This window comes from Pelagibius litoralis (assembly GCF_011683915.1).
GTDB lineage: Bacteria > Pseudomonadota > Alphaproteobacteria > Kiloniellales > Kiloniellaceae > Pelagibius > Pelagibius litoralis.
The window spans coordinates 204024-218256 of sequence record NZ_JAAQPH010000003.1; the positions used below are offsets into that span (position 1 = coordinate 204024).

A 14233-nucleotide genomic window follows, 5' to 3' on the forward strand; every position below is an offset into this window, starting at 1 on the left:
ACACCCCTTAGCGGTGACGCGGCGGGACCGTTCTAGAGGCCCCGGAATCGCTTTTGCCTTGGCCGACAATGTAGGGAGCGACAGGACCGAGCGTCAAGGCGCGTGACCCTTCAGCAGCGCATCGCTGAGTTGCATGAGCCGAGGTTGATCGGTCCACAAGAGGTAACTAAGGATCGCCCGACCGGGATAGATTTTCTGCAAAAGCGCGCGGTAAGCCGCCATTTGCCTGAGATAAAGCCGGGGCACCGATTCGGGTGTCCGGGGCGACGGCCGCTGGGTTTTGAAGTCGACCAGGGAAATTGTCCTATCTTCAATCAAAAGGCGATCCACCTGCCCCGAAATCACCTGCGGCCCGGCGAGGCCCTCGACCAGGCCCGCCAGAGGGACCTCGGCGCGGCTGCCAGGCCCGAAAAGCGGGGCCAGGGCCGGATCATCCAGCACCGCAAGGGTTTCGGTCAGGATCGTCTCGGCCTCGGCGGAACCCAGGTCGTGCAGCGGGCTGGCCAGGAAACGCTGGCCGGCAGCGGGGCGATCCGCCACCGCCAGATCCGGCAGCGTCTGCAGCAGACGGTGGATCAGCCGGCCCCGCTTGAAGCGCTGCCCATCGTCCCTTTCAGCGCCGGATCCGACCAGGGGGGAGCGCACCGGCGGTTCGCTTTCGCTGGGCCGCGAGGGCGCCAGCGGCTGCGGCGGCGCCGGCTCCACCGGGGCGGCTTCGCGGGCCCAGGCAGGCAGAGGCGCGGGTTCATCCTTTGATTCCAGCAGCGGCTCGGCCGCCGCCGTTGCGGGCAATCGGGCCTCCGGTGATCCAAGGCTGTAGCGCCAGCCCGGCCCGGACCATCCCTCGTCGACCTCACCGGTAAAGTCGAAATCCACGGCTTCGGCAGAACCGCCGCCGGTCGCACCACCATCGGTCAGGACCTCCATGGCAGAGGCCACGAGCTGGAACCAGTTCCCGTCCGGCGCCGCTTTCCTGGTCTGCCAGCCGCAGACATACAAGCGATCCTCGGCGCGGGTCAGGGCGACATAGAGCAGCCGGCGGTATTCCTGTTCGCGCGCGAGCCGCTGTTCGCTACGGGCGGCCTCCAGCGCGTCCAGGGCGTAGTCGCGCTTCACCGGCCAGATCGACAAGGGCGCCGCCGCCACCCCGTCGTCCACCCAGAGCAGTCCGTCGCCGCCGCGCGGCAGTTGCAGGGTATCGGGCAGAATGATCACCGGGGCCTCCAGGCCTTTGGAGCCGTGCACCGTCATCAGACGCACCGCCCCCTGGGCCTGTTCCAGATCGCGTTTGATTTCCAGATCGCCGGCCATCAGCCAGTGAAGGAAGCCCTCCAGAGAGGCGGTGTTCTCGCGCTCGTAAGCCAGCGCAAGCGAGAGAAACTCCTCGATCGGGTCGGCGGCGTCGGGGCCCAGACGCGCCAGCAGTTTTTCGCGCCCGCGCCCGGCGCCCAGCAGCGCGGAGTAGAGTTCAAAGGGCGCAACGAAATCGGCCCGCGCCGCAAGATCGGCCAGGAAATCGCGCGCCCGGGCAAAGGCCGGGTCGGGGTCAGGCGCTCCGCCCTCGGCAAAGCGGCGCAGCCGGTCCCAAAGGCTCGCCTTGCCGCGACCATGGGCCAGGGCGAAAAGCTGATCCTCGTTGAGGCCGACCAGCGGGCTCTTCAGCACCGCGGCCAGGGTCAGGTCGTCTTCCGGCAGCAGCAATACCCGGCCAAGCGCCACCAGGTCCATCACCGCCAGCTGCTCGCCGAGGCGCATGCGGTCCACGCCGGCGACCGGAACCCCGCGGTTCTTCAGCTCGCGCACCAGCTCGGTGATAAAGGCGTTGCGCCGCCTGACGAGGATCATCACGTCGCCGGGCTGTATGCGCCGACCCTTGGCGGCGAGGCTGCAGGCCGGGTCCGTGGCGCCCTCCGCGCTCTGCGTCCAGTACCAGATGCGATAGGCCACGAGGCGGGCGAGACGCAGGGGCGCCGGGCTCTCTCCGCCGCGCAGCAACGGCAGCGACCAGGGTGCCAGTTCCTCTTCCTCTGCCGGGGGGGCCGGCGGCCAGACCTCGACCAGGCCGGGCTGGCCATGACGCGCGGCGGCATGGCGGATCTCACTCTCGCCGAACAGGACGCCGTCCTGCGCCGCCGGGTTGGCGAAGACGGCGTCCACCAGGCCCAGAACCGCCTCGGTCGAGCGGAAGGAAACCGCCAGCGATACCGGCCGCCAGCGCCGCTCGGCCTGCTGCGCGCGCTCCTGAAACAACAGGCGCATGGCCTGGAAGGCGGCGGGGTCGGCGCGCTGGAAGGAATAGATCGACTGCTTGGGGTCGCCGACGGCGAAGACGCTGCGCGGCGGCGCATCACCTTCATCCTGCGCGCCGGCGCCGCTGAAGAAATCGCCGGTCAACAATTCGACGATACGCCACTGTTCCGGGCTGGTGTCCTGCGCCTCGTCCACCAGGATATGGTCGAGACCGCCGTCCAGTTTGAACAGCACCCAGGAAACGCCGCCCTGGCGTTCCAGCAGCCGGAGGCTGAAGTGGATCAGGTCGTCGTAGTCGAGCAGGACGCGCGCCTGCTTGTGGCGCTGGTAGGCCGCGATGATCGCATCGCCCAGGATCAGAAGGGCGCCGGTCGCCTGGGCCACGGTGACGGCATTGCAGTGCTGCGCCACCAGGGCCAGACGTTCCGCTTCGTTCTGCAGGGCTTCGAGCGCGCCGGGAAAAGCTTCCGCCGGTTTCTTGGTAAGCTGCCGCTGGCGCGGCTGGCCGTCCTTGGTGAGGAAGAGGCCGCAGTGTTCCTCAAAGGTCTCGGCACGCAGGGCATCCTCCGCCGCCAGCCAGGCGAAAAGCGGGGCCGCCTTTTTTTGCTCCGCCGCTGTCCCCTTGCTCCAGGCCTCCGCCGCGAGTCTCAGCCCGCTGCGGTCAAACGCGCCCTCGGCGGCGGCCCTGGCCTGCGCCGCGTCAGGCGTTTCGCCGGGCTCCACCCCCAGAAAGCCGAAGATCGCTTCGATCAGGCGGTCGACGCCGCCCCTGGCGGCGAACAGTTCGGCCAGGCGGCCGCGCTCATGCATCAACTGCCCGAGCACTTCGCCGAAACGCTCCTCCTGCAGGTGGGCGGTCAGAATGCCGATGGCATCGGCGAGGCGCCCCTGGCCCTCCAGCGCATGGGACAACACTTCCAAACGGGCGCTTTCCAACAGCTCCGCCGCCTCATGCTCGTCGAGAACCTGCGCATGAGGTGCCACCGCGGCTTCCAGCGGAAAGCGCCCGAGCAGCGACTGGCAAAAAGCATGGATGGTGAGGATCTTGATACCGCCGGGGGTATCCAGCACCCGGGCAAAGAGGGCGCGGGCGCGCAGCAGCATCGCGTCATCTGCTTTGCTTCCCAGCAGGATTTCCAGCGTCGTGCGCAGCGCGCCCTCCTCCGCCGTTACCCAGCCGGCCAGGCGGTCCGACAGGCGGTTGGCCATCTCCGCCGCCGCCGCCTTGGTGAAAGTGAGGCAGAGCACCTTGCCGGGCTCGCTGCCGGTCAGCAGCAGCGACAGCACCCGGTCGACCAGCACCTTGGTCTTGCCGCTGCCGGCGGAGGCGGAAACCCAGACCGAGGCGCCGGGGTCCGCCGCCTGCTGCTGTGCCGCCGAGGCCCGGGCGACGATATCTTTGGCCAAGGGGTCTTTCGCCGAGAGGGTCATGACCCCTCCGCTTCCACCGACCACTCGGCGATGCGCGACAGATGATCGTAGTCGTTGAAGCGCGGTGCCAGTTCGGGCCGCGGCTTGCAGGCATAGGGCGTCTCAGGGTCGTCGAAGGCGGCGACCAGTTCGGTCAGGCCGTCCAGCGCCGCTTCCGCCAGAACCCGGGGATCGGTCCGGCCCGCCGAGAGGACTTCCCCCGCCGGGGTGCCGCCGGACAGCCGCCAGAAGGCCAGCGCACTCACCGAGACCTGCGGCAGGGCCGCGAAACCGCCCCGCAGGGCGATGGCGGCCTCCAACGGCAACTGCGGGGCGAAGCCGGCCTCCACCGCCTTCGCCGTGGGCGGCGCGCCGGTCTTGTAGTCGATGATCACCAGGCTGCCGTCACCCAGATGATCGATGCGGTCTGCCTTGGCGGTCAGACGAAACTCACCGCCCGGCGCATCCAGGATCAGATGCCCTTCGGTCTCGACGAAGCTTTGGCGGACATCGGCGCGGCGCTCCAACTCTGTTGCAACAAACCAGCCGGCCACCCGGACGAAGCGCGGCCACCAGAAGGCAAAGGCGCCGGGCTTGGCGCTGATCGGGCGAAAGGTCTGGGCGCCGATCTCCAGCAGGCTGTCGAGCGCATCGGCGGGCAGGCGGCCCGGATAGGCCTGAAGAAACTGCTCAAGCGCTTCATGAACCAGGGTGCCGCGCTCCGCCGCGCCGGGGTCGGCATCCAGCGGATCGAGCGGGCGGAGTTTCAGAATCTCCCGGGCATAGAGCGCATAGGGATCGCGCATCCAGGTTTCGATCCGCGTGACCGAAAGCTTGCGCGGCCGCGCCGCCAGCGGCGGGCGCGGCGCGGGCTCTGCAATACGCACCACCTCTGCCGGTTCGTCCAGGGCGGCGGCCCAGCCGCGCAGCGCGGCTTCCTCGCGATGCAGATCGACGCCGAGTTCGAGCCCGTCGCAAAGCGCATCGATGCGGCGCAGCCAGCGCGCCGCCACGCTGGGCGTGCCCTCGACGCGCTGGGCGCGGGTCAGATAGACTTGGCGGGCGCAGAAGCCCTGATAGAAATCGTGCGCCGCCAGGCCGATGCGCCGCTCCGGCAGGGGCAGGCCGAAGGCGGTCTGCATGGGGCGGCTGAGCCAGGGCCCGGCCTCCACCTCCGCCGGCCAGGTGCCTTCGTTCAGCCCCCCCAGTACCAGCACATCGGCATGCTGCAACCGGGCCTCCAAGGGCCCCAGGATGGCGAGGCGCGGATGCAGGCCGAAGCGCGGCCGCACCGCGCGGCCGGCCATCAATGCCTCGAGCGCCGCCGGATAGCGCCGCGGGCGCAGCGGCGGCGCCGCGGCGGCGGCCTCCTGCAGCTCGGCGGCAAAAAGCGCCGCGGCCTCACCCGCCTCGCCGGCCCAGAGCCGTTCGGCACCGCTTTCCGCATCGCTCTCCGCGAGGGCCTCCGCAACGGCCATGTGGGCTTCGACCAGATCGGCCAGGGAAGCCTCACGATGCTGCATCGCTTCCGCCAGGGGGCCCAGACGATCGGCCAGGTCGTCGAACCAGGGCAGCAGCGCGTCGCCGGCCTTGCTGGCCGCCAGGGCCTTGCGCAGGCCCGCCAGGCCGGGGGCCGGGCGCGCACCGCGCAGCACCGCCGTCTCCAGGCCGCGCAAATGGCGGCGGAAGGTGGCGGGGTCGGCCCCGCAAGCCGCCAAAGGATGCTTCAGGGCGGCGAGCAGCGGCACCGGCGCCAGTTCCTCGGCCATCATCCGGGCGGTCAGGCGCAGGAACAGCCCCGGCGTCGTCGCCGCCAGGGCCATGCCCGCCGAATCGTCCACAGACACCCGCCAGCGCTGCAGATTGACCGCAACCCGGCGCGCCAGATCCCGGTCCGGCGTGACCAGGGCGGCAGTCCGGCCCGGTTGTTCGATCGCCCGGCGCAGGATCAGGGCGATGACCAGGGCCTCCTCGCCGGGATCCGCGCAATCGATCCGCGCCACCCCGTCGAGGGCCTGGCAAAAAGCGTCATGCTCGCTGCCCGGCAGGGCCTCGTGCCAGCGGGCGGTGCCGCCGGGCGGGCGCAGGGCCAGATTGGCGAAGCGCGCCCTCGCCGGGCTCGATCCCACGGCTGTGCCGTCATCCGCCACCTGCCAGAGACCGACAGCCTCGCGCGGCAGCGCCAGACGGTTCAGCAACTGGGCGAGGCCGAACTGCGGATGACCGACGTCGCGCTGGATCTCGGCCCAGGTCTCCGCATCGCTGTCCAGATCCAGGCCGGGCAGCACGACCGCGCCCTGCGGCAGGTCGGCAATGGCGGCCAGCAGTTCCGCGGTCGCCGGGATCGATCCGGTCGAGCCGGCGGCAATGATCGGCGCGCCGGGTGGCCTGGCACGCCAGGCCGCGGCCTGCTGCTCCGCCAGGCGGCGGCGGCGCTCGGCGGGATCGATCGCGCCCAGCCCTTCCAGAATTGCCGGCCACTGCTCGGTGACGATGGTGAGGAACTGCAGGGTGATCTGCCAATGGGCGGCATAGTCCTCCGGCACCAATCCGGCCAGGGCGGTGAAATCGAGACCTTCGGTCTCGACCTGGTCCAGCAGACGTGCAAGCTCCGCCGCCAGGCGGATCGCCTGGTCCTCGTTCAGGACTGTTAGGCCGCTGTCTGCCGCCAGGTTGCGGCTGTGAACCTGGATGCAGGCGGCGAGCAGAAGCTGACGCTGAAGGCCGGAGATCGCCGGCGGCAGCGCCGCGTCGCCGGCACCGGCGCTTTCAGCGCCGGCCTCGAACAGCAGTTCATCGGGATCGAGGTCGCCCAGGGGCAGCATCCGTGGCAGCAACAGCGGGCGCCCGCCGGAGGCGCGCAGGAAAGCCTCCTGCAGGGACCGCGCGGCCCGGCGGGTGGGCAGCAGGACGGTAGCCTCGGCAAGCCCCTCGGGCTGGCCGCCAAAGCGCGCGAGCAGGCCCTGCGCCAAAGCATCGACAAAGGATTGCCCGGCCGGAATGGTGAAGACGGCAGGGCCGGGCGGTTTCATGTCGAAAAGCGGATCAGGTCTGTGCCGAGAAGCGGCCGAGGTGATGCAGCGCGTCCTCGACCTCGCGCAGACTCTCCGGCGTGCCGACATGATACCACTCGCCGTCATGACGGATGCCCCAGAGGCGTCCCGCCTCCTGCGCTTTGTCATAAAGCTTATTGAGCGAGAAGGAACCTTCGGGCGCGCCCTCGAACAGCCGCGGGTGGAGGATCTGGATACCGGCATAGAGGAAAGGCGCGACTTCGCGCTCGCGCCGCCGGCGCAGCCGGCCCTCCGGGTCCATCACATAGTCGCCGGCGCCCTCGTAACCCAGGGCAAAGGCGGTAGGATGGAGCAGCAGCAGAGCATCCATCTCGTCCTCGTCCCAGGCCGCCGCCAGACGTTCCAGGGCCGGGGTGTGACCGTCGAGCCAGCAGACATCGCCGTTCAGGGCAAAGAATGCATCGCCGCCCAGCAGGGGCAGCGCCTTGCGCACGCCGCCGCCGGTTTCCAGAAGATCGTCCTCATGGGAGAACACCGCCGGAGGGGATTTGCGCGCGTTGAGGTGCTGTTCGATCATCTCGCCGAGATAGTAGAGATTGATCACGACCTGGGCGATACCGATGTTTTCCAGGCGATCGAGAATGGTATCCAGCATCGCCCGGCCGCGCACCGGCACCAGGGGCTTGGGCAGCGTGTCGGTAATCGGGCGCATGCGCTGGCCCAGGCCCGCGGCCAGCACCATGGCGGTTTTGGGGAAGCCGGTCATTCTGCTATGCCCGTCATTCTGTCTTCTTCTCCTCAGGAACCGACCGCAGGTCAGACGGTATCTCGCGCGCGAACCAGTCGCTGAGCGGCGCCAGGGCGGGATGCTGAAGATCGCCCTCCAGCAACCGCCAGACCCGCGGAATGTGATGCAGATAATGGGGCTTGCCGTCGCGGTGGCAGAGCCGGGTAAAGATACCGATGATCTTGGCGTTGCGCTGGGCGCCGAGCGCGGCATAAGAGGCGGCAAAGGACCATTGGTCGATGTGACGGAAGGCGGCGCGGTAGCGCGCCAGCATCTCCGCCGCCAGTTCAGGCGACACATCGCGCCGCGCGTCCTCCAGCAGCGAGACCAGATCGTAGCTCACCGGGCCGAGGACCGCGTCCTGAAAGTCCAGCAGACCGCAGCGCGCCACGCCCTCGCGGCCCTCCAGGATCATCAGATTGTCGACATGATAGTCGCGCAGGACGAGGCTCTGGGGGACCGACAGCATGACCGGCACCAGTTCGCGCCAGATCTCCAGATAAGCGTCGCGGACCGCGGCGGGCGTCTGCCTGCCGGTCACCGCCGGCAAATACCAGTCGGTCAGCAGCGCCACCTCATCGAGAAAACGCTGTTCATCGTAGATCGGCAGGCCGGCAACGTCGGGCCACCAGCGCTGGTGCAGGGCGATCAGCGTATCGACCGCCAGGCGATAGAGTTCGCCCTCGTCCGCGCCCTCCTGAAGCGCCCGGGTGAAGGTGCGGTCGCCGAAGTCTTCCAGCAGCAGGAAACCGGCCTCGCGATCCAAGGCAAGCGGGCGCGGCACGCTCATCTCGATGTCCAGCAGTAACCCGGCAATATGATGAAACGCGCCCACGTCCTCCTGGGGCGGCGGCGCGTCCATCAGAATCGCCGGTTCTCCGTCGCGGTTCAGGCGGTCGTAGCGGCGAAAGGAGGCATCGGCCGCCAGGACCCGGCGCTCGGCCCTATCCCAGCCGGCCTGGGCCAGAAACCGCCGGCAAAGATCCTCCCGGGCATCGCTCATCGCTGCATCTCCGCCAGACGCGCCGGCCAGTCGCCGGTGGCCTGCAGACGGGCATTCCGGCCGGAACCGTCCGCCTGATAGCTCAGGGTCACATCCAGGCGATCCTTCGGCAGCAGCCCGCCCATACGCTCCGGCCATTCGATCACGGTGACTCCCTCCGCCAGGGCCTCTTCGATTCCCAGCTCATAGACCTCTTCCGGGCTTTCGATCCGGTAAAGATCGAAGTGCCAGACCGCTGCCGGGCTGCGGTCGTAGGTCTGCACCAGGGTAAAGGTCGGGCTCGGCACCTCCTCGTCCGCCGCACCCTCGGGCCCGGGAAGGGCCCGGATCAGGGCCCGCGCCAGGGCGGTCTTGCCGGCCCCCAGGTCGCCGTGCAGCGCCAGAACGTCACCCTGGCGGAGCAGCTTCGCAAGGCGGCGCCCCAGCGCTTCGGTGTCGCCAGGCGTCGGCAGCGGCAGATCCAGGACGGAAAGAGGCGGAGTCGCGGTTACCATGAGGCGCTTTTTACCGAGCCCGGTGGCCGGCGGCAACCGTCGCGCCCCCCTTGCGGACCCAGCGCCCGGCAACGCTTGTCAAGCCGTTGGGCGACCGCCATCTTAGCCGACAAGCAACACCCCCACCCAGACGCAACCGGGAGACCCCTTTGCCGTCGAACCTGCAAACCACGGATGTGGCGATCATCGGCGCCGGGCCGGTCGGCCTGTTCGCGATTTTCGAGTGCGGCATGCTGAAGATGCGCTGCCATGTCGTCGACAGCCTGGATGTCATCGGCGGCCAGTGCGCGGCGCTCTATCCGGAAAAGCCGATCTACGATATTCCCGGCTATCCCCGGGTCATGGCGCAGGAACTGATCGATCGCCTGACGGAACAGGCCGCGCCTTTTGAGCCGGTTTATCACCTTGGCCAGCAGGTCACCGCCCTCAGCCAGAGCGAGACAGGCCGCTGGCGGCTGACCACCGCCAAGGGAACCGAGATCGACGCCGCGGCGGTGATCATCGCCGCCGGCTGCGGCGCCTTCGGACCCAACCGCCCGCCCCTGACCGGCATCGAGGATTACGAGGGCACATCGGTCCACTATCTGGTGCAGCGCCGCGAGGACTTTCGCGGCAAGCGCATCGTCATCGCCGGCGGCGGGGATTCGGCGGTGGATTGGGCCCTGTCGCTCGCCGAGCTGGCGGAAAAGATCCATGTCGTGCACCGACGGCCCAAGTTCCGCGCCGCGCCAGAGTCCATCGACCGCCTGCACCGCCTGGCGGAGAGCGAAAAGCTGGACCTGGTCATCCCCTATCAGCTGGCGGGGCTCCAAGGCAGCGGGGGTCAGCTGACGGCGGTCGAAGTCGCCGACCTGGAAGGTCATAAGAAAGCGCTGCCCGCCGATGTGCTGCTGCCTTTCTTCGGGCTCTCGATGAACCTGGGGCCGATCGCGGACTGGGGCCTGAACTTGGATCACCAGCATATCACCGTCGAACCCGCGACCAGCGAAACTTCCGCCAAGGGGATCTTTGCGGTCGGCGATATCGCCGTCTATCCCGGCAAGCTGAAGCTTATTCTTTCCGGCTTTTCGGAAGCCGCCATGGCAGCGCACGCCATCCGCCCCCTGGTCTATCCGGACGAAGCGCTGCATTGGGAGTATTCGACCACCAGGGGCGTTCCGCAGTCCGCGCAAAGCTAGACTCTTTTCGGTTTAGGCGGCACCGGCCCGCTCCAGCGGCTTAAGCGACGTCCCGGGGGGCTGTCTCGCCGTCGTCAGGGGTCGGCAAAGGGGCGACGGGCGGATCGGTGATGGGCACATGGCAGGTGACCTTGGTGCCGCCGCCGACCTCGGACTCCATTTCGATCTCACCGCCATGCAGTTCGATCAGGCTCTTCACCAGAGACAGGCCGAGCCCGGCGCCGGCCTGGCGGTTGTCGCGGGTGCCGCGTTCGAACTTGCCGAAGACCCGCTCCTGGTCTTCGCGGGGGATACCGATCCCGGTGTCGGTCACGACAAACAGCATCTCGCCTTCTTCGCGCCGCGCGGCAATGGTGACAACGCCGCCTTCCTTGGTGAACTTCAGGGCATTGGACAGCAGATTGAACATCGCCTGACGCAGGCGCCGCCCGTCCGCCAGCAGCTCGCCGGTATCTTCCGCGCAATCCAGACGCAGATCTATTTCGCGGCTATGCGCCCGCTCGCGGCCCAGGGTGAAGATCGATTCCAGCAGGGTGAAGACATTGGTCGGCTGCAGGTCGAGATGCAGGTAGCCGGCTTCGATGGACGCCAGGTCGAGGATGTCGTTGATCAGTGCGATCAGCTGCTGCGAGGATTTGACGATCGCCTCGCTGTATTCCATCTGGCGTTCGTTCAGGGCCCCGAAGAACTGGTTCTCCAAAACCTCGGCGAAACCGATAATCGCATTCAGGGGCGTGCGCAGCTCGTAGGAGATGTTGGCAATGAACTCCGACTTCAGGCGGTCGGTGGTCTCCAGCGCCTCGTTACGTTCGATCAGCGCCCGCTCGACCCGGATCGTGTCGGTCACGTCGATGAAGCTGAACAGCACACCGCCGTCGGGAAGCGGCACCTGGGCCCAGTCAACGACCGCCCCGTCGGTGCGTTCATGCCGTCCGCTACGGGTATCGGGTTCGGTCGTGCGGGCCACGACCCGGGTGGCAAAGTCGTCCCAATCCTCGTCGGCCACCGGGAAGAGGTCTCGGGCCTGGGGCAGCACGTCGCGGATATGCGGTTCGCCACGCAGGTAATCGGGATCCAGGTTCCAGATGCTGCAGAGGCCGGGATTGAAGAGCTTCAGGCGGCCGTCGGCGCCATAGACCGCAATGCCTTCGTGCAGGTTATCGATGGTTTCGCGCTGCACCTCCGTCAGGGTGTTGTAGCTGCGCTCCAGCGCCAGGCGGTCGGTCACGTCCTCATAGGAGGTCAGGACGCCGCCGAAGGGATGCGGGGTGATCACCATGCGCAGGGTCGAGCCGTCGGGCAGGTGGACCAACTCCTCTTCCTGGGCGATCAGGGTGGCGTACTTCTGCAGAATCTCGCGTTTGTAGGCGGGAAAGTTAGGGTATTCGGGGAAGCGCCGCCGCTCGCGCAGCGCTTCCAGCACGTCGCCGAGATGGGGATTGCTCTGCAGAAAGCCCTCGTCAATGTCCCAAAGCCGCGCATAAGCCGTATTGGCGAACATCAAACGCAGATCGCGGCCGTAGATCGCGATGGCGGTTGAAAGATTCTCCAGCATTTCCGACTGAACCCGGATGTAACGGCCGAGTTCGGCCTGCACTTCCTCCAGCTGGGTGCGGTCGACGGCAAAACCGAGGGTGCCCTTCTCGCCGAACGGCAGCTCGCAGATCTCCATCAGGCGGCGCGCGCCATCGATCACCACATGGTGGGTTTCGCTGCAGGCCTCGCCGGAGCTGCGCGCCTGTTCGGCCAGCGCCCGCGCCGCGGCGCCCTTAGTCTTGCCCAGAAATTCAGCCCCGCTGTCGACCACTTCCACAACCTTGTGGTCGACGGCCGTGGCATAGGCGCGGTTGCAGTTCACCAGCGTGCCGCTTTCGTCGCGCAGCCACAAGGCGACAGGCAGAGCGTCCAGAACCGCACGCAGGTGTTTGGCGCGCGCCTTCACCGCCGCCTCCTGGCCCGCCACCTCGGTGACGTCTTCCAGCCAGATTACCGAGGCGGGCTCAGTCTCCGACCCCGCCGAAACAGCTTGCTGGCCCCGCAGGCGCAACAGGCGCGCGGTATCGCGCAAGCGCACCCGGAAATCAAACGCGGTACCCCGGCGCTCCAGGTCCTCCAGGGCCGACTCCAGCCTGGATCGGGAAAGCTCTTCCAGACGTTCGAGGAGCAACGACAGATCAACCTGGTTTTGCGCATCCAGGCCCAGCAAGGTGGCCACGGCCGCCGCATCGGGCTGGCGCTGCTCCGCGCCGCCCGGCGGCATCAGCAGAAGACGCGGCCAGGGAGATGCGGACAGCTCCGCGGTCAGGGCCGCAACCTGTTTTCGGGTTGTATCCGCGGTCGCCCGGCTGTTTTCCAGCTGGCCGCGTATGCGCCGAAGCTGCCAAAGGCTGGCCGCCAGAGCCGCCCCCAGCGCAAGCACAACGGCCAGCGCAACCGCCGGCCAGAGCGTTTCCAGAAACTCAGCCAAAACGCCCTCTGGACCCAAAATGCTTTCTGCACGAGGTCGAACGGAACCGGCAGCGCGGCGCCGAATTTCGGCTGACCCGTATCGGATGTCTGCTAGGCCGGACGCGCCGGCGGACTGTCGTGGCCCCTGTCACGGCACGGGAGTCTAAGCCCAAGCGGCCAGAGCGGCAAGGCAAGCCGCAAAGCCGCCCTGTGAAGGCACCCGCCAATCCGCCCATCGGCAGAAGGTCAGTAGCGATAGGCTTCCGGCTTGTGCGGCCCGGCGACATTGACGCCGATGTAGTCGGCCTGCTTTTGCGAGAGCCTAGTAAGCGTGGCGCCGACTTTCTCCAGATGCAGGGCCGCAACCTTCTCGTCGAGATGCTTGGGCAGGACCGCGACGGTCTTGCCGTATTTCTCGGCATTGGCCCAAAGCTCCATCTGCGCCAGCACCTGGTTGGTGAAGGAGGCGCTCATGACAAAGCTGGGATGGCCGGTGGCGACACCCAGGTTCACCAACCGTCCTTCGGCCAGCAGGATGATCTTCTTGCCGTCGGGGAATTCGATCTGATCCACCTGGGGTTTGATGTTATCCCACTTGAAGTTGCGCAGCGCGCCGACCTGAATCTCGGAATCGAAGTGGCCGATGTTGCAGACGATGGCCCGGTCCTTCATCTCGCGCATATGGTCGACGGTGATGACGTCCACATTGCCGGTCGCGGTGACGAAGATGTCGGCCTGGGGGGCGGCCTGCTCCATGGTCACGACCTCAAAGCCCTCCATCGCCGCCTGCAGGGCGCAGATCGGGTCGGCCTCGGTCACCACCACGCGGCAACCGGCAGAGCGCAGGGATTCGGCCGAACCCTTGCCGACATCGCCGAAACCGGCCACGGCGGCGACCTTGCCGGCCATCATCACGTCGGTACCCCGGCGGATGGCGTCGACCAGGCTTTCGCGGCAGCCGTACTTGTTGTCGAACTTCGATTTGGTGACGGAGTCATTCACGTTGATGGCCGGAAACAGCAGGGTGCCGCTCTTCTGCATCTCGTAGAGGCGGTGTACGCCCGTCGTCGTTTCCTCGGTCACACCGCGGATGGCGGCGCCGAGGGCGCTGTACCAGCCGGGCTTTTCCGCCACCCGCTTCTTGATCGCGGCGAACAGCGCCTCTTCTTCTTCGTTGCCCGGATTGTCGAGAACGGAAATGTCCTTTTCCGCCTTCATGCCGAGATGGATCAGCAAGGTCGCGTCGCCGCCGTCGTCCAGGATCATGTTCGGCGTGCCCCCGTCGCCCCATTCGAAGATGCGATGGGAGAATTCCCAATATTCCTCAAGGCTTTCGCCCTTGAATGCAAAGACCGGGACGCCGCTGGCCGCGATGGCCGCAGCCGCATGGTCCTGGGTCGAGAACACGTTGCAGGAAGCCCAGCGCACATCGGCGCCCAGCGCCGTCAGGGTCTCGATCAGGGCCGCCGTCTGGATGGTCATGTGCAGCGAACCGGCGATCCGCGCGCCCTTCAGGGGCTGGGACGCACCATATTCCTCGCGCAGCGCCATGAGACCCGGCATCTCGGTCTCTGCAATATCCAGCTCCTTACGGCCCCAGTCTGCGAGAGAGATGTCGGCCACCTGGTAATCGGTGAATTCGGCCATGC

General features: G+C 67.6%; 8 protein-coding genes. 1 reads left to right on the plus strand and 7 read right to left on the minus strand.

Annotated features, from left to right (window positions below):
* Nucleotides 1–93 precede the first annotated feature (93 nt).
* Genes addA through tsaE form a run of 5 tightly spaced genes read right to left on the minus strand, consistent with a single transcriptional unit; the run spans nt 94 to nt 8958 of the window.
* Entirely contained in the window at nt 94–3681 is a 3588-nt protein-coding gene (gene addA, locus HBA54_RS05295; RefSeq protein ID WP_167222111.1) for a double-strand break repair helicase AddA, read from the minus strand.
* A complete protein-coding gene (gene addB, locus HBA54_RS05300) occupies nt 3678–6692 on the minus strand; it encodes a double-strand break repair protein AddB (protein WP_167222113.1) in 3015 nt (1004 codons plus the stop codon). Before addB ends, addA begins: the two co-directional genes overlap by 4 nt.
* A gap of 13 nt (nt 6693–6705) precedes the next feature.
* Nucleotides 6706–7440: a nucleotidyltransferase family protein gene (locus HBA54_RS05305; protein ID WP_167222115.1), complete on the minus strand. Its 735-nt coding sequence runs from the start codon at nt 7438–7440 to the stop codon at nt 6706–6708.
* Between the two features lie 13 nt (nt 7441–7453).
* A complete protein-coding gene (locus HBA54_RS05310; protein WP_167222117.1) occupies nt 7454–8464 on the minus strand; it encodes an aminoglycoside phosphotransferase family protein in 1011 nt (336 codons plus the stop codon).
* Entirely contained in the window at nt 8461–8958 is a 498-nt protein-coding gene (gene tsaE / locus HBA54_RS05315) for a tRNA (adenosine(37)-N6)-threonylcarbamoyltransferase complex ATPase subunit type 1 TsaE (protein WP_167222125.1), read from the minus strand. The genes HBA54_RS05310 and tsaE overlap by 4 nt, the downstream gene beginning before the upstream one ends.
* Before the next feature lie 149 nt (nt 8959–9107).
* Here tsaE and HBA54_RS05320 point away from each other — a divergent pair, with 149 nt between their 5' ends.
* Nucleotides 9108–10136, plus strand: coding sequence for an NAD(P)/FAD-dependent oxidoreductase (locus HBA54_RS05320; protein ID WP_167222127.1), 1029 nt, complete (start codon nt 9108–9110; stop codon nt 10134–10136).
* A gap of 40 nt (nt 10137–10176) precedes the next feature.
* On the opposite strand, the gene HBA54_RS05325 is transcribed toward HBA54_RS05320, so the two are convergent.
* Together HBA54_RS05325 and ahcY are read right to left on the minus strand one after the other, a co-directional pair.
* The gene (locus HBA54_RS05325; RefSeq protein ID WP_240932518.1) at nt 10177–12603 is read right to left on the minus strand and encodes a PAS domain-containing sensor histidine kinase; all 2427 of its coding nucleotides are present in this window, start codon (nt 12601–12603) and stop codon (nt 10177–10179) included.
* Between the two features lie 227 nt (nt 12604–12830).
* The gene (gene ahcY, locus HBA54_RS05330; RefSeq protein WP_167222129.1) at nt 12831–14231 is read right to left on the minus strand and encodes an adenosylhomocysteinase; all 1401 of its coding nucleotides are present in this window, start codon (nt 14229–14231) and stop codon (nt 12831–12833) included.
* Nucleotides 14232–14233: the final 2 nt, after the last annotated feature.